At 64.1% G+C, this 21,502-nt stretch carries 20 protein-coding genes; 13 read left to right on the forward strand and 7 right to left on the reverse strand.

Annotation, left to right across the window (positions count from 1 at the left end; genetic code table 11):
- Positions 1-7: 7 nt before the first annotated feature.
- Positions 8-931, reverse strand: a complete 924-nt coding sequence (locus FA94_RS08465) for an AraC family transcriptional regulator (protein ID WP_081935825.1) — start codon at positions 929-931, stop codon at positions 8-10.
- A 204-nt stretch (positions 932-1,135) separates the two neighbouring features.
- On the opposite strand from FA94_RS08465, the gene FA94_RS08470 reads away from it, so the two are divergent.
- From FA94_RS08470 to FA94_RS08490, 5 genes are all read left to right on the forward strand, one after another.
- A complete protein-coding gene (locus FA94_RS08470; RefSeq protein ID WP_035549653.1) occupies positions 1,136-2,593 on the forward strand; it encodes an efflux transporter outer membrane subunit in 1,458 nt (485 codons plus the stop codon).
- A complete protein-coding gene (locus FA94_RS08475; protein ID WP_035549656.1) occupies positions 2,590-3,948 on the forward strand; it encodes an HlyD family secretion protein in 1,359 nt (452 codons plus the stop codon). Before FA94_RS08470 ends, FA94_RS08475 begins: the two co-directional genes overlap by 4 nt.
- Positions 3,945-5,501, forward strand: a complete 1,557-nt coding sequence (locus FA94_RS08480) for a DHA2 family efflux MFS transporter permease subunit (RefSeq protein ID WP_035549658.1) — start codon at positions 3,945-3,947, stop codon at positions 5,499-5,501. Before FA94_RS08475 ends, FA94_RS08480 begins: the two co-directional genes overlap by 4 nt.
- A 96-nt stretch (positions 5,502-5,597) precedes the next feature.
- Positions 5,598-6,011 carry a hypothetical protein gene (locus FA94_RS08485; RefSeq protein ID WP_035549660.1) on the forward strand — a complete coding sequence of 138 codons (414 nt, stop codon included), beginning with the start codon at positions 5,598-5,600 and terminating at the stop codon, positions 6,009-6,011.
- A gap of 91 nt (positions 6,012-6,102) precedes the next feature.
- The gene (locus tag FA94_RS08490) at positions 6,103-6,849 is read left to right on the forward strand and encodes a helix-turn-helix transcriptional regulator (RefSeq protein ID WP_051980483.1); all 747 of its coding nucleotides are present in this window, start codon (positions 6,103-6,105) and stop codon (positions 6,847-6,849) included.
- Here the strand turns inward: FA94_RS08490 and FA94_RS08495 are convergent.
- The 6 genes from FA94_RS08495 to FA94_RS08520 all read right to left on the reverse strand — a co-directional run bounded on the left by FA94_RS08495 (position 6,763) and on the right by FA94_RS08520 (position 12,390).
- A complete protein-coding gene (locus tag FA94_RS08495; RefSeq protein ID WP_063771775.1) occupies positions 6,763-7,593 on the reverse strand; it encodes a glutamine amidotransferase in 831 nt (276 codons plus the stop codon). The genes FA94_RS08490 and FA94_RS08495 overlap by 87 nt on opposite strands.
- Before the next feature lie 31 nt (positions 7,594-7,624).
- Entirely contained in the window at positions 7,625-8,269 is a 645-nt protein-coding gene (locus tag FA94_RS08500) for a glutathione S-transferase family protein (protein WP_035549665.1), read from the reverse strand.
- Positions 8,263-9,504, reverse strand: coding sequence for a cystathionine beta-lyase (gene metC, locus FA94_RS08505; RefSeq protein WP_081936325.1), 1,242 nt, complete (start codon positions 9,502-9,504; stop codon positions 8,263-8,265). The genes FA94_RS08500 and metC overlap by 7 nt, the downstream gene beginning before the upstream one ends.
- A complete protein-coding gene (locus FA94_RS08510) occupies positions 9,501-10,190 on the reverse strand; it encodes a pyridoxine/pyridoxamine 5'-phosphate oxidase (RefSeq protein WP_035549668.1) in 690 nt (229 codons plus the stop codon). Before FA94_RS08510 ends, metC begins: the two co-directional genes overlap by 4 nt.
- Positions 10,191-10,213: 23 nt before the next feature.
- Positions 10,214-11,116: an HpcH/HpaI aldolase/citrate lyase family protein gene (locus FA94_RS08515; protein ID WP_035549671.1), complete on the reverse strand. Its 903-nt coding sequence runs from the start codon at positions 11,114-11,116 to the stop codon at positions 10,214-10,216.
- Between the two features lie 359 nt (positions 11,117-11,475).
- Complete coding sequence (locus FA94_RS08520; protein ID WP_035549674.1) at positions 11,476-12,390, reverse strand: LysR family transcriptional regulator; 915 nt, start codon at positions 12,388-12,390, stop codon at positions 11,476-11,478.
- A 174-nt stretch (positions 12,391-12,564) separates the two neighbouring features.
- Between FA94_RS08520 and FA94_RS08525 the strand changes: the two genes are divergently transcribed.
- From FA94_RS08525 to FA94_RS08560, 8 genes are all read left to right on the forward strand, one after another.
- The gene (locus tag FA94_RS08525) at positions 12,565-13,953 is read left to right on the forward strand and encodes a nucleobase:cation symporter-2 family protein (protein WP_051980484.1); all 1,389 of its coding nucleotides are present in this window, start codon (positions 12,565-12,567) and stop codon (positions 13,951-13,953) included.
- A gap of 39 nt (positions 13,954-13,992) precedes the next feature.
- Positions 13,993-14,502 carry a nucleoside deaminase gene (locus tag FA94_RS08530; protein ID WP_035549676.1) on the forward strand — a complete coding sequence of 170 codons (510 nt, stop codon included), beginning with the start codon at positions 13,993-13,995 and terminating at the stop codon, positions 14,500-14,502.
- A 185-nt stretch (positions 14,503-14,687) separates the two neighbouring features.
- Positions 14,688-14,939 (forward strand): hypothetical protein, encoded by a 252-nt coding sequence (locus tag FA94_RS08535; protein WP_035549678.1) that lies wholly within the window; start codon positions 14,688-14,690, stop codon positions 14,937-14,939.
- A 166-nt stretch (positions 14,940-15,105) separates the two neighbouring features.
- Entirely contained in the window at positions 15,106-16,233 is a 1,128-nt protein-coding gene (locus FA94_RS08540) for a hybrid sensor histidine kinase/response regulator (RefSeq protein ID WP_035549680.1), read from the forward strand.
- A 148-nt stretch (positions 16,234-16,381) separates the two neighbouring features.
- Positions 16,382-17,200, forward strand: coding sequence for an ABC transporter substrate-binding protein (locus FA94_RS08545; RefSeq protein WP_035549682.1), 819 nt, complete (start codon positions 16,382-16,384; stop codon positions 17,198-17,200).
- A gap of 131 nt (positions 17,201-17,331) precedes the next feature.
- On the forward strand, positions 17,332-18,099 hold the full coding sequence (locus FA94_RS08550) for an amino acid ABC transporter permease (RefSeq protein WP_035561655.1): 768 nt from the start codon (positions 17,332-17,334) through the stop codon (positions 18,097-18,099).
- Positions 18,096-18,782, forward strand: coding sequence for an amino acid ABC transporter permease (locus tag FA94_RS08555; RefSeq protein ID WP_035549684.1), 687 nt, complete (start codon positions 18,096-18,098; stop codon positions 18,780-18,782). Before FA94_RS08550 ends, FA94_RS08555 begins: the two co-directional genes overlap by 4 nt.
- Before the next feature lie 110 nt (positions 18,783-18,892).
- On the forward strand, positions 18,893-21,502 hold the full coding sequence (locus FA94_RS08560) for an EAL domain-containing protein (protein WP_063771776.1): 2,610 nt from the start codon (positions 18,893-18,895) through the stop codon (positions 21,500-21,502).

Genomic DNA, 21,502 nt, shown 5'->3' on the forward strand with positions numbered 1-21,502 from the left:
ACGGGGGTTACAGCGAGGGTTTGCGTTTCGCGAAATAGTGCGCGGGGGAATCGCCGAAACAGCGGCGAAACATGGCGATGAAATTACTCGGCGTCGCGTAGCCCAACGCGTCGGCCACGTTGGCGACGCTGTCGCCTTGCGCAAGACGTTCGAGCGCGCGCGTCAAACACGCCTGCTGACGCCACTGCGCGAAACTGCTGCCGGTCTCGGCGATAAACAGACGGCTCAGCGTGCGCGCCGACAGGCCGGCCCAGGCGGCCCATTCGTCGAGCGTGCGGGTGTCGTCGGGCTGGCCGAGGATCGCGTTGGCGATGCGCACGAGCCGGCGGTCGGTGGGCATCGGCAGATGCAGCGGCTCATGTGGCGCGCGGCGCATCTCGTCGAGCAGCACGAAGCTCATGCGTTCCTGTTCGGCATCGAGCCTGCACTGCGTGGCCCACGAGACCGCGCGCCTGACCAACGCTCGCATCAGTTCGCTGATGCTGATCACGCATGGCCGCTCCGGCAGGCTGGCGCTTGCCGCCGGCGTGATGACCACGCTCCAGCCGCTCATTGCGCCGCTAATGCTGACTTTATGCGATTCGCCTGGCGGGATCCAACCGGCGCGATGCGGCGGCAACAACCAGGATCCGTGCTGAGTGCGTACATGCGCGAGTCCGCTCTCGACGCAAAACACCTGGCCGCGCAAATGGTTATGCCAATCGACTTCGCGCGTGCCGAGTTGATAGTCGCTATCGCCTTCATGCTCGCCCCATACGGCGATCAGCGGCGGCCCGTCGGCGCGTTCGCTCGGATCGGATGACGGGGCGACGGGTGCGGTCGGCGTCGCTGTTTTGCGTGCGGTTTTAGGCTCACTGTGGTCCGCGTTTTTATGCGCGGATTTGTGCAGGAGGTGCTGCGCCTTGCTCGGGGTAGTCTTCTGGTATGGCATGGCTGGAATTCATTATTTTTTGTCTAAACAACGTTATCAGCTTTTCTATTGAACGTCCAACAATGCGGGTCATGGCAAGTCGCCCGATAGATGGAGTATTCAATGGAAGGATGGGCTGATATTCGACACGTCGCTTCGACGAGATCGCAACGATCGAAACGATCGACATGGCACCGTCGTGATGCATCTCGCATCGCGGCATGGATGACGGCGACGGCGTTGCTGATCACGTCCGCTGGCTGCGTCACCAGCCGCGGGCTCGCGCCGGTCGGCAAGCTGAGCGATCCGTCGCAGTTGCAGGCGTCGCAGAGTCTCGCGGGCATCGACGCCAACCGCGCATGGCCTGCCACCGACTGGTGGGTCGCGTTGGGGAACCCGCAATTGACGGCGCTGATCGAGCGCGCGCTCGCCGGCAACCCCGACCTCGCTATTGCCGACGCACGGGCCCGCGACGCGCAATCGCAGGTGACCGAAGCCAACGCCGCACGCTTTCCGAATCTGACCGCGAACGCCAACTTCACCGCGCAGCGTCAGTCAGGCACCGTGTATAGCGAAGAAGAGGGCGGCGGTTTCTTCTATCACACGCGCGGACTCAATCTCGGCTTCAACTGGGACATCGACCTGTGGGGCGGTAAGCGAGCCGCATGGGAAGCCGCGTTAGGCGAAGCGCGCGCGACGGAAGTCGACGCGCAGGCCGCGCGCATCCAGCTCTCGGTGAACGTGGCGCGCGCCTATACGAATTTGAACTACGCGTATGCGCAGCAGGAAGTCGCGCAGTCGGAAGCGGATCGCGCCAACGAAGCGCGCGATCTGACGCTGCAGCGGGTTCACAAAGGCATCGACAACCAGGCGCAACTCAAGCAGTCCGATAGCGAAGTGGCAACCGCCATGCAGCAACAGGCGATGGCCGCGCAGGAGATCGCCAGCGCACGGATCGCGCTCGCGATTCTGCTGGGCCAGGGGCCGGACGCGGGTCTGTCGATCCAGCGTCCCGCGGCGTTGCCGGTGCCCGCGCTCGCGGTGCCGGCCGACCTGCCGGCCAATCTGCTGGGCCGCCGCGCCGATCTGGTCGCGGCGCGCTGGCGGGTCGAGGCGGCGAGCCGCAACATCGCCAGCGCCAAAACGGAATTCCTGCCCAACATCAGTCTGAGCGCCATGGCGGGGCTCGCCACGCGCGGCGGCGCGTCGCTGTTCCAGGCGGCCTCGCGCACGTACTCGGTGACGCCGGCCATCAGTCTGCCGATCTTCGACGGCGGCGCATTGCGCGGCAATCTGCAGCATCGCGACGCGCAATACGACGTGGCGGTCGCGCAATACAACAAGACGCTGATCGGCGCGCTCAATCAGGTCGCCGACAACCTGCACAGCCTGCAATCGATGCAACTGCAAATCGACGCGCAGCAACACGCGTTCGACGCCGCCCACGACGCATGGGCGCTCGCCGACCAGCGCTATCGCGCGGGCGTCGGCAGTTATCTGGAAGCGCTGGTGGTGCGTCAGCAGTTGCTGGTTGCCAGCAAACGGATGGCGCAATTGCGCGCGCAACACGTCGATCTGTCTCTGCAACTGGTCGAGGCGCTGGGCGGCGGTTTCATGCCGCAGCGCCCCGACGCCGCGTTCGCAGCCGTCTCTCCTTCTCTCGACATTCAAGCTACGCCATGAGCAGCGAAAAAATTCTCGAACCCGTAAGTCAGGCCCCCGCGCCTGCGAATCAAACCGCGCTACGTCCGGGCGCCCCGCCTGAACCGGCGAAGCAGTCGCCAGGCGGCGCCGCGCCCGGCGGCTCGGGTGGCGCGGGCGGCAGTCCGACGCCGCCGGCTTCCGGGCGTCGCAAACTGCTGCTGCGTTTGCTGATCGCCGGCTTCGCAATCGGTATCGCCGTGTGGCTCGTGTGGCACTTTTTATACGGCCAATGGTACGAGGCGACGGATAACGCGTACGTGCAAGGCAACGTCGTCGAGATCACGCCGCAGGTGCAGGGCACGGTGGTGTCGATCGGCGCCGACGACGGCGACCTCGTGCGCAGCGGCGACACGCTGGTGAAGCTCGACCCGAGCGATACCGAAGTGGAACTGGCCGGTGCGCAGGCCGCGTTGGCCGGCTCGGTGCGCAAGGTGCGCGGGCTGTACAGCAACGAACGCGGCTTGCACGACAGTCTCGAGGGCTCGCAGGCGGAAGTCGACGCGCGCCGTACGTCGCTCGATAAAGCCCGTGCCGACTACGAACGCCGCCGCGATCTCGGCCGCACGGGTGCGATTTCGGCCGAAGAGCTGGCGCATGCACACGACACGCTGGTATCGGCGCAAAGCGCGTTCGTCGGCGCACAGAGCGCGCTGGCGAATCTGCAGCAGCAGTATCAGACCAGCAAGGCGCTGGTCGACGATACGGCCGTGGCGTCGCATCCTGATGTGGAAACGGCCGCCGCAAGATTGCGCGCCGCCTATCTGGAGAACGCGCGTGCCACGCTGGTCACGCCGGTCACCGGCTACGTCGCGAAACGCACGGTGCAATTGAGCCAGCGCGTACAGCCGGGCACGCCGTTGATGGCCGTGGTGCCGCTGCGGCAAGTCTGGGTCGACGCCAACTTCACCGAAAAGCAGGTCTCGGAGATGCGTATCGGCCAGCCGGTCGAGCTGCGCTCGGATCTGTACGGCGGCAGCGTGCGTTATAGCGGCAAGGTGCAGGCGCTTGGCGTGGGCACCGGCAGCGCGTTCGCGTTGCTGCCCGCGCAGAACGCCACCGGCAACTGGATCAAGATCGTCCAGCGCTTGCCGGTGCGGATCGAATTCACCGACCCGGCACAGCTGGAAAAGCATCCGCTGCGGATTGGCCTGTCGATGCACGCCAGCGTCGATCTGCATAATCGCGACGGCGCGATGCTGGCGCATCAGCCGCCGAGCGAACCGCTGTTCAGCAGCGATCTGTATCAACGCCAGTTACAGCTCGCGAATGCGCTGGTCGACAAGGTGATCCACGACAACCTGCCGGTAGCCGGTGCCACGGCGAGCGTGAAATGAGCGCGCCCGCGGCTGTGGCCGGCAGCGATTTCCGGCCCCGCAGCGTCCCGCTTACCACCTTCGGCCTTGCGCTGGCCGTGTTCATGCAGGTGCTGGACGGCACCATCGCCAATGTGTCGCTGCCGACCATCGCCGGTAATCTTGGCGTGAGCACGAATCAGAGCGCTTGGGTGATCACCACCTTTTCGGTGAGCAACGCGATCGCGCTGCCGCTGACGGGTTTTCTGGTGAAGCGCTTCGGCCAGGTGAAGCTGTTCGTCTGGGCGACGCTGCTGTTCACATTCGCCTCGCTGCTGTGCGGACTGGCGCATAGCCTGCCGCAACTGGTGGCGTTCCGCGCGTTCCAGGGCCTCGTTGCCGGACCGATGATTCCGACCACCCAGGCGCTGATGCTGTCGATCTATCCACCGGCGCGGCGTGGTTTCGCGCTCTCGATGATCGCGATGGTGACCGTCGTCGCGCCGATCGCGGGGCCCTTGCTCGGCGGTTGGATCACGGAGAACTACTCGTGGGAATGGTCGTTCCTGATCAACGTGCCGATCGGCATTTTCGCGTGTTCGATGGTGTACGCGCAGATGCAGGGGCGGCCCGAAACCACCGCGAAGGCGAAGGTGGACTATGTCGGTCTCGCGGCGCTGATACTCGGCGTCGGCGCATTGCAGATCGTGCTGGACAAGGGTAACGACGAGGACTGGTTCAACTCGACCTTCATCGTGTGGATGTCGGTCGTGGCCGCGTTCGGCATTCTGCTGTTCCTGATCTGGGAGCTGACCGAGTCGAATCCGATCGTCAACCTGCGGCTCTTCAAGCATCGCAATTTCGCCGCCGGGACGTTGACGCTGGTGCTGGCGTATTCGGCGTTCTTCGCGGTCAACGTGATCGTGCCGCAATGGCTGCAGCGCACGCTCGGTTACACGGCCTTCTGGGCCGGGGTCGCGGCCGCGCCGATGGGGATCATTCCAGTGCTGCTCACGCCGTTCATGGGCAAGTACGCGCCGCGCTTCAACATGCGGATGCTGGTGTGCATGGCGTTCGGCATTCTCGGCTGCGCGTCGTTTCTGCGGTCGCAGTTCTTTCTTGACGTGGACTTCGAGCACATCGCGCTGATCCAGTTGCTGCAAGGACTCGGGCTCGCGCTGTTCATCATGCCGATCAACAGCATTCTGCTGTCGGATCTGAAGCCCGACGAGATTGCCGCGGGCTCGGGCCTGTCGACCTTTCTGCGCACGCTCGGCGCGAGCTTCGCGGTGTCGATCACGTCGTTCCTGTGGGAGCGCCGCGCGGTGCAGCACCACGCGCAGATCACCGAGAGCATCAGCGTGTTCGATCCGGCGGTGCGTCAACAGTTGCGCGTGCTGGGGCAGGGGGATCCGCAAACCGGCTATCAGCTGCTCGACCGGATGATCGACGCGCAGGCCTATCAGATCTCGTTCAACGACGTCGCGTTCGCGCTGGGTTGGGTGTACATCGCGGTGATCGTGCTGGTGTGGCTGGCTAAACCGCCATTCGGGCCGAGGCCGGGCGGCGGTGCGCCCGCGGGGGCCAAGCGCTGAACCGCTAAAGCAATGAAGCGCGGGTGCGCCGGCCGTCGAATGCCGGCGCACCCGCCCAATCAAGATTTTTTTCAACTTGCAAGAGGAACCTGAATCATGAATCTGAGCCATGAACTGAGCACATCCGCCGTGTTCGATCTGTCGGAATTCCCGCTCGTGATCGCCCGCAACGACGCGATCGCACCCGGTTACGCGGTGGCCTGGGAGCAGGACATGAATGCGCTGCTGAAGACCGGCGAGCACTTCGTGTTGCTGTTCATTTCGCCGCGCCCCGAGGAAACGCACGAGGACCGCAAGCACCGCGGCATGTGGCTCAAGACGAACCGCGACGCGCTGTCGCAAGTCTGCAAGGCCTTGATCACGGTCGAACCCGACGAGAGCGAGCGCGAAGAGTCAAAGGCCGGCGCGGCGGCGATCTCGAAAGCCTTCGGCATTCCGCTCGAAGCGGTGGCCACGCTCGACGATGCCAAGAAGATAGGTAGGCAATTGCTGTCGGAAACGGGAGACTAACGCCGCCGTTCCGATTGGCAACAGGGCTGCGAGACGCTCGGGACGGTTATATCAGTACACCAGAACGAACAGAAAAAACGGGAGTATACGAATGAACGGCCAGAATGATTACTTGGATTTGCTCGTGCCGACCGACGAGTGCGCGCTACGCCACCGTATTCTCGACGCGACTGCAAAAATGGGCTTCGACAAGGTGGTGCTCGCGGTGTTGCCGTCGCAGGGGGTGTCTTTCTGCGCAGCGCACATGTGGAGCAACTGCGAGCCGGAATGGGAGCAGCGCTATCGCGAGCGTTCCTTCGATCAGGTCGATCCGCTGCTCAAACATTGTTTCAGATCACGCATGCCGCTGATCTGGGACCCGGCTTTTTTCGTCGCCCCGGCGCAGCGCGAGTTTCATGACGAAGCGAGCGCCTTTGGTCTGAACCGTGGCGTCACGCTGCCGCTGTATGGATTGAAGGGGGAGGTGGGCATGCTGACGTGCGCGGTGAACGATGAATACGCGCTCACCTACGACAATTGCCTGCGCTGCCTGCCGCGTTTGTCGTTGCTGCGCGACATTACGAGCGAGGCGATCGGCCAGTTCGGGTTCGATACCCGATCCGGCTCGGCGCCCCGCCTGAGCCGCCGCGAGACGGAATGTCTGCGCTGGCATGCGTTCGGCAAGACCTCATGGGAGATCGGCCACATTCTCAACGTGAGCGAGTCCTGCATCAACTTTCACTTCAACAATATCCGCCGCAAGTTCAACGTGTCACGTCGTCATGAGGCCGTGCTGAAGGCGATCGAATGGGGCCTGCTCAGCGTCACCGACATGACCGCGGGTCTCGCCGCCAGCTAGTAACGAATCGGCAGGCCGTCCGGCGAGCCATGTGTCCAGAAAACTGTTGAGCCATGCGACGCCGGCACGATCGTGCCGATGCGCTTCGCGAGTCTGAGTGGGAATATCCTGGGCGCCCGGCGCGGAGAGCTTGTGTGCGGCGGCGGCGGTCCAGCGCCGCATCATCTGATAGCTGACCTCCGGGTGAAATTGCACGCCGTACGCGGCCGGGCCGTAACGCACCGCCTGGTTTTCAAACTCGTCGCCGGCGGCCAGCCGTTCGAGTCCCGCGACACTGTCGAAGCCTTCGCGGTGCCATTGATACACGCGCTCCGGCCATTGACACAACGCGCGCCCGAGCGGTGTCGGCTTGATCGGCCAGTAGCCGATTTCAGCGCGGCCGTCGCGATGTGTCGTCACGTTTCCGCCCAGATGACGAATCATCATCTGGGCGCCAAGACAGATGCCGAGAAACGGCGCCTGCTCGCGCAAGGGCACGCCGATCCAGTCGGTTTCGGTGCGAATCCACGCGTCGTCGTCGTTGGCGCTCATCGGGCCGCCGAAGATCATCGCGCCCGCGTGGTCGCGCAGTGTCGTGGGCAGCGGATCGCCGAGCGGCGGCCGGCGAATGTCGAGTTCGTAGCCGCGTTGCAGCAGCAGACGGCCCACGCGCCCGGGGCTCGATTGCTCGCGATGCAGCACGATGAGAATCCGGCCATGCGGGTTGCCGGATGCCGTGTGCGGTGCGTCGTATGAAAGGGACATGGCGGATAGGCGGATTGGCAAATTCAGTGGGTCAGCCGGGACGGCCGCGTAATGCTTCGAACGAGACCATCACGTGCTCGCGAAAGGCGGGGCGTTGTTGCAGCCGCCGGTACCATGCGTTCACATGCGGCAGCGCCGGGCGGTCGACGTCGAGCGAGAAATAGCGGAACAGCGTCGCGCCGACCGGAATATCGCCGAGCCCCAACGCGTCGCCGCTCAGAAACGGCCGCGTGGCGAGTATCCGGTCGAGCATCTGGAAGTGCTGGGTGCAGCGCGCGTTCTTCTCGTGAACCAGCGGCCAGTTACGCTCGGACTCGGGCGTGCGAACCATCGCCCAGAACAGCCCGGTCATCAGATCGGGTTCGAGCGTGGTCTGGCACCAGTCCATCCAGCGCTCGGCATGCGAGCGCGCGAACGGATCGGCGAGCCAGAACGGCGCCTGACGCGTCTGTGCGGCAAGCAGCCGGAGGATCGTGTGCGATTCCCACGCAATCTCGCCGTCGAGCTCGATCACCGGAATACGCCGGGTCGGATTGAGCGCTTCGAATTCGGCCGTTTCGCAACCGCCGAATTCACCGCCAATCGACACATGCCGGTACGCCAGCCCCAACTCGCCGGCGAGCCACAGCACTTTCTGCACGTTGAACGAACTGCGTCTTCCCCAGATCGTCAGCATGTGGCGGCATCCTGCCGCGCGGGGCAGGCGGCGCTGTAGCGTTGCAGACCGGCGGCGAGATCGGCGATCAGATCGGCGGGCGCTTCGAGGCCAATATGCAGACGCACGCCGATACTGCCGTCCGGCCAACGCTGCGCGATACGCTGCGACTGCAGGTCGAACGGCACCGCCAGACTTTCGAAACCGCCCCACGAATAGCCGAGGCCGAACAGTTCGAGACTGTCGAGAAAGGCCGCGAGCGCTTCGTCGGGCGCGGCATGCAGGATCACCGAAAACAGTCCGGAGGTGCCTTTGAAGTCGCGTTTCCAGAGCGCGTGACCGGGACAATCCTCGAACGCGGGAAACAGAATGCCCAGCACTTCGGGCTGCTGCTTGAGCCAGCTCGCCACCGCATACGCGTTCTCCTGATGCTGGCGCAAACGCAGCCCCAGCGTGCGCAGGCCGCGTAGTGCGAGATACATGTCGTCCGGACCGACACACAGACCGAGATCGCCGTGCAGTTGCTTCAACGCAGGCCACGCGGCGGCGTTCGCGGACACGGTGCCGAGCATCGCGTCGGAATGGCCGACCAGATATTTGGTGCCGGCCTGGATCGACAGATCGACGCCATGATCGTGCGGCCGGAACAGCAGCGGCGTGGCCCAACTGTTGTCGGCGATCACGCTCATGCCGTGCGCGTGCGCCACGCGGGTGATCGCGCCGATATCCTGCACTTCGAACGTGTACGACCCCGGCGACTCCACGTAGACCGCGCGGGTACGCGGCCGGATCAACGGTTCGAGCGCGGCGCCCAGCAGCGGATCGTAGTACGTGGTGTCGATGCCCATGCGCCGTAGCACGCCGTCGCAGGCATGCCGGACCGGGCCGTAGACGCTGTCCGTCATCAGCAGATGATCGCCCGGCGTGAGACACGACAGCAGCGCGAGCGTGCAGGCGGACAGCCCCGACGGACAAAGCACCGCGCCGGCGCCGCCTTCGAGCTCGATCAGCGCGTGTTCGAGCGCGTCGGAGGTCGGCGTGCCGCGCCGGCCGTAGATGTACGGCTGGGTCCGGTGCAAGAGGTCGTGCGTGGTCGGACTCAGTACCGTCGAGCCGTGATAGACCGGCGGATTGACGAAGCCGTGATAGGCGCCGGGGTCGCGTCCCGCGAGCGTGAGCCGGGTCGCGTCGGCGAACCGGTCCAGCAGCGGTGTGTACGGCGACGCGGGCGGCGCGTCCGGCGTAGCGCAACTCATGGCCATAGCAGGCTGCGCTCCCACGAAGCGTCCACGCCGCTGCCCGTGCCATTTTCTTTGCCGCTGCCCACGCGCACGTAGCGCAGTCGCGTAAAACGGCGCTCGGCATCCGACTGCCAGAACTCCACTTCATGCGGCGCCAACGCATACATGCCCCAGTGCGGCGACACCAGTTCCGGCTGCGACGCGACGCGCGCGAGTTGCTCGTGCAGCGCGTGCCGGAGATCGTCCTGACTGTTAAGCACTTCGCTCTGCCGGCCGATCAGAATGCTGGCGCGCGAGCGCTCCGGACGCGCCATGAAATCCGCGCGGCACGTTTCGTCGGACAGACGCTCCACCTTGCCGCGCAAGCGGATCTGCTGGGCCGTGGCGGGCCAGTAAAACGTAATGGCGGCCTCGGGCCGGTGCGTCAACTGACGGCCCTTGGGGCTCGTCGCGTTGGCCGCGAAATGCCAGCCCTGCGCGTCCATGTTCAGCAACACGACGGAGCGGGCGTCGGGCGCGCCGTCCAGATCGACCGTGGAGAGCGTCATGACTTGCGGTTCGCTGACGCGGGCTTCCACCGCGGCATCGAACCACTGCTCGAACAGCGCGTGCGGCGTGGCCGGCACGGCGTTCGTGTCGAAGGTCTGGTGAGCGCCCGCGAGGGTCTTGAGCGACTTCAGGCGGCTTTCAAAGGCGGTCATAGCTAGGCGAGTGTCCATGTCGTTCATGCGAGGCCGAATTGCGTGGCGCGCGCGAGCAACCGGTGCGCGGCGAGATAGTCGGGGACTTCGGCGAGAAAGCCGTCCACCACGGCGGCGGCGACCCGCTGGCCGTTCGATTGTTCGCGGGCTTTGTCGAAGGTCTGGATCACGCGGCGGGCGAGCGCGACTTCGTCGGCGCTCGGCGTCAGCACGCGGTTGACGATTGCCGTGAGCGGCGCGTTGACGATGCCCTTGGCCTTGTAGCCGAACGCGCGCGACCTGCGCATGTCGAGTTCCGCGCCTTCGACGTCCGCGTAGCTGTACGGACAGTCGATCGCCGTGACGCCGACGGCCGCGCATTCGAGCAGAAACCGCGAGCGCACGTAATCGAGTTCGTGGCCGGCGTGCGTGCGTTCGGCGCCGAGATCGGCCACCATGTCTTCGGTGCCGACCAGCACCGCGGAAATCCGGCGGCTGCAGCGGGCAATCGCCATCGTGTTGACCACGCCCAGCGGCGATTCGATATTCGGCACGAGCTCGGTCGAACCCGGTTGAATGTCGTACTCCGCTTCGCAACGCGTGACGGCTTCGTCGAGCGCGACGACCTGTTCGGGCGTCGACACGAACGACATCATGATGATGTCCGGGCGGCTGCGCATGACGGCCCGCAGATCGTCCACGCCGCCGCTGTCGAGCGGGTTCACGCGCACGGAGGTCAGCACGCCGGCGTCGCGCCAGCATTTCAGGACTTCGTCCGCGATTCGGTGGGCTTCCGGCCGGCGTGCCGGCGGCGTGAAAGTCTCGAGTTCCTGAACGAGGACGTCGGCGCCGGTCTGCGGACCGGCGAGAAGTGTTTCGCGGTCGGCGCCGGCCAGAAACAGCCAGGAGCGGCGCAACTGCGGCGGACGTCGATTGAGCAGGGGCATCGGATATTCCTCTCAGGCGCGGACCTCGTGAGTGCGCGCGCTACGTTGGTGACGATGAAGCGGATAGGCCGCGCAACGCGCCAGCGTTCAAGCCGGTGCGCTACGTGATGGGATGGAGTGATCTGGCGACGCCCGTGGCCGGGACGGGTTGAGTCCGCAACACCGATACGATGAGTGAATGACGTGATTCCGTGCGGGCTACCGCTCGTCATGCATCGGTCGATCGGTCGTTGTGTCGGTGAGCAGTCCCGGTTGCGTCAGGCGTCGTTGAGTCGGCCAAAGATTAAACGCGGCCGCCGCCGGCAACAACTATCAGGAATGTCAGTGTGCGGCAGACAAGCGTAGGTATTTCGTACGCGCTACAACGTGGTGGCGTTGCCGTTGCGGTCCAGCTCGAACACCTTGTGCTCCTGCAACCGGCGCTTGAGCCAGACCCCCGCTTTACCGAGCACGCGCGCCTTCGACCAGATCAGATCGACGCCGACCTGCCAGTCGGTATGCGGATAAGCCGCGAGTTGCAGTTCGACGAATTCCCCTTCGTCGAGCTCGCGCCGGATCAATTGCCTCGGTAACGTGGTCCAGCCGAGGCCCGCCCGCGTCATCTCCAGCAGCGCGAGATAACTCTCGGCCTGCCAGCAACGCGTCGAGTCGAGATATTCGGTACTCGGCAACGTGTTGTTGTGCGCGCTGAACACCAGCCGCCGATGCGAGCCAAGCTCGGCGAAGCTGACGCTATCGCGTTGCGCCAGCGGATGATCGCGCCGCGCCACGTGCGCGAGAATCAGCTTGCCCATCTGCGAAAAACCGAGATCGCGCGGATAGTCCGGTTGCGCGAACGCGACCCCCAGGTCCACTTCATCGTTGAGCAGCAGCTTGCTCACATCGCCATGCAGCGGATGACGAATGTCGAGATCGACATCGGGAAACTGCGCGGCGAAATCGAACAGCGCGGGCATCAACGTGTTGTAGGGCACTTCGATAGCGAGCGTTAGACCCGGCTCGACCAGCTCACCCAGATCATTCGCATGCGACTCCAGATCGAGACAGCGCTCCAGCACCAACTCCGCCTCATTGAGCAGTTTGCGTCCCGCCGCGGTCAGCACCGGCAATTTGCTGCTTCGGTCGAACAGCGCGAGTCCCCAGTCCACTTCGAGATTGGCAATGGCCATGCTGATGGTGGATTGCGTTTTGCCGAGACTGCGCGCGGCCGCCGAGAACGAACCGGCTTTTACCACGCGGGCAAACATCTCGAGTTGATCGAGGGAATAGCGCATGGCCGTGTTTCCGATCTATTGAAAAAAACGATGGATGTTCATTTGGTGGCCCGGCGGCCTTGATGGATTATGGCGCACCGACCAGCCCGCGGCCAAGCGCTTCGACGGGCCAGCTTCCCCGATACGCCGGTGCAAACCGGCGGTCCCGAAGCCATGCAAATAATGGAGACAACCATGAGTGAACGTAGCGCCGTCCATCCCGTCGACGAAATATTGCCGGTCCGGCAACTCGTCAGTTTTGGCCTGCAGCATGTGCTGGTGATGTACGCCGGCGCGGTGGCCGTTCCCCTGATTCTGGGCAGCGCGCTCGGTCTTACGCCGCAACAGATGATCACGCTGATCAACGCCAATCTGTTGACCTCGGGCATCGCGACGCTGATCCAGACGCTCGGCTTCTGGAAGTTCGGCGCGCGGCTGCCGTTGATCCAGGGTTGTTCGTTTATCGCCATCGCGCCGATGATCATGATCGGCAAGCAATATGGCCTGGCGCACGTGTTCGGTTCGGTGATCGCGTGCGGTGCGTTGACAATGCTGATCGCGCCGGTATTCAGCCGTTTTCTGCGGTTCTTTCCACCGGTCGTGATCGGCAGTCTGATCACGATCATCGGCGTGTCGCTGATGCCGGCGGCCGCGATCTGGCTGGGCGGCGGCGATCCTGGCGCGCCGGCTTTCGGGTCGGTGGCGAACCTCGTGCTCGGCTTCGTCACGGTGGCCATCACGCTGTTCATCTACGCGCGTTTCAAGGGCTTTATCGGCAATCTTTCGGTGCTGATCGGGCTGATTGCGGGCACGCTGATCGCGGCGGCTTGCGGCATGACGAGCTTCGCGCACGTGGGCGATGCGGCATGGTTCGAAATCAGCGCACCGTTCGCATTCGGCTGGCCGCGTTTCGCGGTGACGCCTATCCTTGTGATGACACTGGCGATGCTCGTCATCATGGCGGAAACCACCGGCAACGTGCTCGCGATCGGCACGATCATCGGCCGGCCGTCGTCGCAAAGCACGCTCGGCAACGCGTTTCGCGCCGATGGTTTGTCGACCCTGCTGGGCGGTATTTTCAACAGCTTTCCGTATAACGCGTTCACGCAGAATACTGGCCTTATAGCGCTGTCGAATGTGAAAAGCCGCTATGTGGTGGCGTCGGCGGGAGCGATCATGATTCTGATGGGCATGTTTCCGAAGCTCGGCGCAATCATCGCTTCGGTGCCGCGGCCGGTGCTGGGCGGCTGCGCGATCGTCATGTTCGGCATGACGACCGTGGCGGGCATTCAGGAGTTGTCGCGTGTGAAGTTCGACGGCACCCGCAACGCGATTATCGTTGCGGTATCGGTAAGCGTCGGCGTGTTGCCGATGTCGTTTCCAGCGCTGTTCGGTCACGTGACTGGACCGCTGAAGCTGGTGCTGGACAGTGGGATTTTTCTTGGGGCGATCAGCGCCATCGTGCTCAATGTTTTGCTTAATCGCGAAAGCGGGTCCGGTCAGCTTGTTGGATCGGCGTCGGAGCTGGACCACGGTTCGTCTACATCGCTTTCCGCGCACAGTGCGCAATCGGAAGTTCTTTAATCACCCAACGCTCTCAACTCTCATTCAAGGAATCAGAAAATGAACATACAAAAAGCTTCCACCGCATCGACATTGTCCGAGACCGATCTGTCCTTGCTCCGCGCGGCGATCGACCTCGCCGAGGAATCGAAGAAGAGCGGCCGCCATCCATTCGCCGCGATCGTGGCGAACGAGCGCGGTGAAATCATCGCCACCGCCGGCAATAATTCGATGCCACCCGAAGGCGACCCGACCCAGCACGCCGAACTCGCGGCGGCGGCCAAAGCGGCGAAACTGCTGTCCCCGGACGAACTCGCGAAATGCACGCTCTACACGAGCGCCGAACCGTGCTGCATGTGCTCGGGCGCGATCTACTGGTGCAACATCGGCCGGGTTGTGTATGCGCTGTCCGAGCATCGGCTGTTGACGCTCACCGGGGATCATCCGGAGAACCCGACGTTCTCGCTGCCTTGCCGGGAGATCTTCCTGCGCGGACAACGGCATATTGAAGTGGTCGGTCCGCTGCTCGAAGAGGAAGCCGAACAATCGCATATCGGCTTCTGGGGCTAAGGAGCGTGACTGAGTGAGCGAGTTCTCGTCGGCATACCGGACGGCCCGCCGATGCAGTATCCTCTCGCGTGGCGCACCCCCGTTTTAAGCGGCCGACGTGCCGCGCACGCCGTTTCTTCGCGCTCGCCCGTCTGGTCGGTCATACAAAGCGTACAAAGCGCCATGGAACTGAAAGGAGGGCGGAGATGAGCTTCTCGGCCGACATGCTCGTGCTGATCTGCGCCGGTTGCTGGGTCGCGGTGGTCCTCGCGCGCTCAGGCGTACTGCGCGGCAAACGCGGCGCGCGGGATTCACAGGGCGCGCGCGTCTTGCGAGGCGCGCTGGGGAAACGCGACGTGCCCGACGTGCGCAACGTTCAGGATGTCAGAGACGTGCGAAACGTCGGCCGGATCGGCGGCCTGAAAAACACGCGCGGCTGGCGCAAACCGCGCCCCTGAGTGAGCCGTGCAGCACAGCGGCGCGTCGACGCAATCCGCATAAGCACTCAGGCGGAATATTCCCGCGCTTTGGCGAACGCGCTAACATGTTCCCCCCAACGCCAATTTCATCACTCGTGAATCGGGCGCCATTCAACCCTGGCCACCGCGATCGGCAGACAACGCTATGAGTGACACCCCGCAGCCGCCGTTTTCCATTCTCTTCGTCGACGACGACGAGCTGTCGCGCAACCATTTCGCACGCGCCATTCGCGCGGATTACAACGTGCATGTCGCCGGCAGCGCGGAGGAGGCCATGGCCGTGCTCGACCGCCACGGCGCGGAGATCGCCGTGCTGGTGACGGATTTCCGCATGCCCGGCCGCGACGGCGACGATCTGCTGCGCCACGTCGCGCACGAATACCCGCAGATCGTGCGGATTCTCGTGACCGCGTACGCCGATAAAGACCTGCTGCTGAAAACCGTCAATACCGGCGAGATCTTCCGCATCCTCGAAAAGCCGTTGCGCACGGAGAAGGTCCGCGAGGTGCTGCAACTGGCCATGATGCGCTACGCCGAGCGGGAAACGCGTCAGCAGCGCCTGCTGGCCATGGACGAAACGCTGGCCTTCCTGGCTCACGAACTGAACACCCCGCTGGCGACGATCTCGCTGTTCGCGCAATCGGTCGGCAGCAATGTCGCGGAGCAATACGATCCGGAGCGTCAGAAGGAGATCGGTCACGCGGCCACGTCGATGCTCAACAACGCGCAGTATTGCCTGACGCTGATCTCGTCGTTCTGGGCGACGGTGCACAAGAGCGGCGCCCAGCAATCGGCGTCGGGCGTGAGTCTGCGCGAAGTGACCGCGACGCGGCTGATCGCCACCTTGCTCGACACTTATCCGTTCGCCGACTCGCAGCGCGACTGGATTCAGGTCGACGTGCAAGGCGATTTCGTGGTCCGCACCATGCCCAACTGCGTGGCGCTGGTGCTGTCTTCGCTGTTGTCCAATGCGCTGCGCGCGCTTGAGACGACTGCCGATCCTCTGCTGCGGCTCGAAGTCGTCGCCACGCCCGAGCCGGAAATCCGGGTTCGCGACAATGGTCCCGGCATCGCGCCGGAGATCAAGGCGCGTCTGATGCAGGACCCCGTCACCACGTATGCAGGAGCCGGCGGCCACGGCATGGGCACGATCTTTTGCAACCGCATCATGCAATCGTCCGGCGGCTCGCTGCGGATCGACTCCGCGCTCGGCGAGGGGACGACCGTGACGATGGCGTTTCCCGGCCATTTGTCGTCGACCCCGCGCGGATAGATTCGCCGCGCGGCTGTTATGAAATCCCCGACTTAGTAGCTGACAAATGCTTGGTTCGTGGCCTCCCGGCGCGCTGCTACAGTGGCCGCCACGCTGACGGGTGCGCCCGCAACGATCAAGAAAATCAATTGCTTAAGGGGCTTTCACCATGAAGAACTGGACTCGCCGTGCCGCTATTGCCGGACTGCTATTGACGCTGGCGGGCGTCGCACACGCCGATCAACTCGACGACATCAAGAAGGCCGGCGTCTTGCGCGTCGCCACATTCGACAGTAATCCGCCGTTCGGTTTCGTCGATCCGAAGAGTAATCAGATTGTCGGTCTCGACGTCGACTATGCGCGCGCCGTCGCGGCGAAACTTGGCGTGAAGCTCGAGATTCAACCCACCAACCCGGCCAATCGGATTGCGTTTCTGAAGTCGAACAAGGTCGATCTGGTCTTCGCGAACTTCACGATTACAGATGAGCGCAAGAAGGAAATCGACTTCAGCACGCCGTATTTCGCGTCCGGCACGCAGTTCATCGCGAAGAAGGGCGTATTGAAGTCGCCGCAGCAACTGGCGAGTCTGCGGATCGGCGCGGACAAGGGCACCACCAACGAACAGCAGGTCCGCGCGCAGTATCCGGCCGCGACCATCGTCGCTTACGACGACACGCCGTTCGCGTTCGCCGCGCTGCGCGCCGGCAACGTGCAGGCCATCACGCAGGACGGCCCGAAGCTGGTCGCGTTGCTGGCCAATGTGCCGGATGAGGACAAGTACGAGATTCCGCCGTTCACGATCTCGAACGACTACGAAGGCGTCGGTGTGCCGAAGAACCAGCCGCGTCTGTTGAGCGTGGTCAACGAGACGCTGCAGGATCTGGAAGCGGAGGGCAACGCTTCGAAGATTTACGACCAGTGGTTCGGCCCGAAGAGCCGCGCGCCGCTGCCGCGTCTGTTCAAGATCGGCGATCCGCAGAAGAGCTGAGCGAAGCGTTGAACTGAGCGCCAGGCACAGCGCGCTCACCCTCCGGCCCGCCGCGCATCTGACGGCGGGCTGATCTGTTTCTGCATTTCCCTCGCATTTTCCCGCACAGCAATGGTTTCCAAACAATGACGATGAACACGTGGCTCGAACCGCGCTACACGGCGTGGATCTGGCACGGCTTCGCCATGACGCTGGCGCTGTCGGCCTGTGTGATCGTGGGCGCGACGCTGTTGGGTTTCGGCCTGGCGCTCGCCCGCAGCGCGCGTTATGCGGCCGTGCGCCGCGCGGCGGCCGCTTATGTGCTGATCTTCCGTAACTCGCCGCTGATCGTGCAGCTGCTGTTCTGGTATTTCGGCGCGGCCGCGCTAATGCCGGAAAGCGCGATGAGCTGGCTGAATACACCGCATACACTCACGCTCGGGCCATTGACACCCGGCTGGCCGAGCTTCGAGTTTCTGGCCGGCTGGATCGGCCTCACGTGCTATGCAACCCCCTTTATCGGCGAGGAATTCCGCGCGGGGCTGCGCGGCGTGCGCGACGGTCAGCATCAGGCGGCCGCCGCGCTCGGACTGACGCGCTTCGCGGCGTTCCGCTATGTGATTCTGCCGCAGGCGGTGCGGATCGCAACGCCGCCGCTGGCCGGGCAATATATGAATATCGTCAAGAACTCGTCGCTGACCATGGCGATCGGGCTGGCCGAGTTGTCGTACTCGTCGCGCCAGGTCGAGACGGAAACGCTGAAGACGTTCCAGTCGTTCGGCATGGCGACGCTGCTTTACATCGCGACGATTGCCACGATTGAAATCGCGTTGCTGCTGCGGCAGCGCAATGGCGTTCACGGTGCTCGCAGTACTCGTGGTGCTCGTGGTGCTTACATCACGCGCGGAGGCCGCTCATGAGCGCGCCCGACTGGCTGTCTATCCTCCGCTACCTGCTGCTCGGCACGTTTCCCAATGGCCCGCTCGGCGGCGTCGCGCTGACCGTGGCGTTGACGCTGGCGTCGGCGTCGTTATCGGCGCTGCTCGGCCTGGCCGGCGGCGTCGCGCTGGCCATGACGCGCGGCATCGCGCATCTCGTGCTGCTCACCGTGGTGGGCCTGTTCCGCGCGATTCCCGTGCTGATGCTGATTTTCTGGACCTTCTTCCTGATGCCCGTGCTGCTGCATGCGGACGTCCCCGGACTCGCGACCGTGGTGTGCGCGCTCGCGCTGATCGGCGGCGCCTATCTGTCGCATTCGGTGCAGGCGGGCATCGTCGCGATCGGCGACGGACAGTGGCAGGCGGCGCTGTCGCTCGGCATGACGCGCGGCCAGGCGCTGCGTTACGTGCTGTTGCCGCAGGCGGTGCGGGTGATGACGCCGTCGTTCGTCAATCAATGGGTGTCGCTGATCAAGGACACGTCGCTGGCCTATATCGTCGGCGTGCCCGAGTTCACCTTTCTTGCCAATCAGGTCAATAGCCGGCTGATGGTTTATCCCGCGCAGATCTTTCTGTTCGTCGGGCTGGTATATCTGGTGCTGTGCTGCACGTTTCAATGGGCCGTGACGCGCGTGCTGAGCGCACGCTTCGGCACGCCGGGCTAGCAAGGAAAAGCGCAAGGCAAAGCGCGTTTGACGTGGATCAAGGTGAGCTGGGGTGGGCGCTGATACTGTCGGCGCCATCTCAGAATTGCGACCTACGATCCCGTCAAGCCATGGCTCATCACACGCTGGATATCGAAATCGGGCGGCTGGTTTCCGGCTCGATGCTGGAGTGCTCGCCGCGCACATCGATTCATGACGCCGCCCACTGCATGGCGGAGCAGCGGCGCAGCGCGATCGTCGTGATGGACGGTCCGCGCGCGGTCGGCATCTGGACCGAACACGACGCGCTGGCGCTGGCCGACGACACCGACGTCCACGCCACGCCGGTGGAAGCCGTGATGAGCTGGCCGGTGATGTCGTTGCCGCAGCACACGCGCCTGGGCGATGCCGCGTTGCACTTCAGGAACAGCGGCATTCGTCATTGCCTCGTGGTCGACGACCAGGGGCACTCGCTCGGCATTCTCACGCAGACCGACTTCGTGATGAATCAGGGCGCCGAGTACTTCCTGCGGATGAAGTCGATCGAATCGATCAAAACCGCCGCGCCGGTGCTGGTCGATCACGCGCTGTGCGTGAAGGAAGCCATGCGTTTGATGCGCGCGCAACGACTGAGCGCGGTGGTGGTCGCGTATCCGGACGGCGTGCACGGCATTCTGACCGAGCGCGATATCGTCGGTCTGGTCGCGAACGGCGCGACGAACGGCACGGTGGGTTGCCATGCGAGCCGGCCGCTTCGGTGCCTGCGCCAGTCGCAGAGTCTGTATGCCGCGCGCCAGTATCTGATCGAGCATCGCATGCGTCATGTCGGCATTCTCGACCGGCACGACGTGTTGATTGGCGTGCTGGGTCTCGCCGATATTCTCAACGACATCGAACACGAGTACGTGCAGGAACTGCAAATCGCGCTGCGCGAGCGCGACGACGCGTTGTTCGAGTCGCGCTACAACCTGCGCCTCGCCGACCGGGTGGTCGAATCGTCGCTCGATGGCGTGATGGTGACCGATCTGCACGGCACCATCGAACGGGTCAATCCGGCTTTCACCCGACTGACCGGCTACGCGAAATCCGAGGTGGTGGGGCGCAACGCCAACCTGCTGAGTTCCGGCCGCCAGCCGCCGGGTTTTTATCGCGAGCTATGGCAACACCTGCAGGAAGCCGGGCATTGGCAAGGCGAAATCTGGAACCGCAAGAAGAGCGGCGAGCTGTACCTGGAATATCTGTCGATCTCCGGTATCTGCGACGAAACCGGCCTCTGCACGCATTACGCCGCGATCTTTTCGGATATCACCGGGCGCCGACTGGCGGAGGAGCGGTTGAGTTATCTGGCCACGCACGACGCGCTCACCGGCCTGCCGAATCGCACGTTGTTCAGCGAACGGCTCGGTCACGCGATGGTGCGCGCGCAGCGCAGCGGCAAACGGGTCGCGGTGATGTTTCTCGATCTCGACCGCTTCAAGCTGATCAACGACACGCTCGGCCACGGCATCGGCGACGAAACGCTGAAGGTGATTGCGGAGCGGCTCAAACACGGCGTGCGTGAAACCGATACGGTCGCGCGGTTGGGCGGCGACGAGTTCACGATCGTCGCGGAAGATATCGAAGATATCCGCCATGTCGGCAAGATCGCGCAATCGCTACTCGAGGTGATCGGCCGGCCGATCGGCGTCGGCGCGCAGAGCGTGTTCGTGACGCCGAGCATCGGCATCAGCATGTTTCCCGACGACGGCACCGATCCGAAGCAATTGCTGATGCAGGCGGATCGCGCCATGTACGAAGCCAAGGAAGTCGGCAAGAACAACTTCCAGTTCTTCGCGGCGACGATGACTTCGTCGGCGAAAGAGCGGATCGTGCTTGAAGGCGAATTGCGTCAGGCGCTGCTGGCCGGCGAATTCCGTCTGCACTACCAGCCCGAATACGATCTGCGCACCGGCGCGATGACCGGCGTGGAAGCGCTGGTCCGCTGGCAGCATCCGCAGCGTGGCTTGATTGGGCCCGATCAGTTTATTCCGGCCGCGGAAGAGTCGGCGCTGATCGTGCCGATCGGCGGCTGGGTGCTGCGCGAGGCGTGCCGGCAGGCGCGCGCCTGGCTCGACGAAGGCTTCGAGTTCGGACGCATTGCCGTCAATCTGTCCGGCAAGCAGTGCCGTCACGACGGTTTCCTGCACGAGGTGGCCCGTGTGTTGAGCGACACCGGCTTGCCGGCGCAGCGCCTGCAGTTCGAACTGGTCGAGAGCATGGCCATGACCGGCCGCGAAGAGACCGCCGCGTTGCTGGGTGAACTGGCGCGGCGCGGCATCAGTCTCGCAATCGACGACTTCGGCACCGGCTACTCGGCATTCGCCTATTTGCAGAGTCTGCCGGTGGATACGCTGAAGATCGACCGCTCGTTTCTCGCGCAGATCGGACCCGGCACCACCGACGGCGCGATCGTTCGCGCGATCGTCGCAATGGCTAAGGCGCTCGGCATCACGGTCGTGGCCGAAGGCGTCGAATACGACGCCCAGTGGCGCTTTCTGCGCGAAATCGGCTGTGACCGCGCGCAGGGTTATTTGCTGGGCCGGCCGGTTCCCGCCGAGCAGTTGATCCGCACCGTGCACGACGCGCGCTATGCGCCGTGTGCCGCGCTGGCGAGCGAGCGCGGCCGATTCGACGGCAAGCTCGAAACTGCTGCTGAACCGGCCTCATTGCACGTATCACTATCGGCCTCACTACAGGCGTAA

Origin of the sequence: Burkholderia sp. 9120 (assembly GCF_000745015.1) — a bacterium.
Lineage (GTDB): Bacteria > Pseudomonadota > Gammaproteobacteria > Burkholderiales > Burkholderiaceae > Paraburkholderia.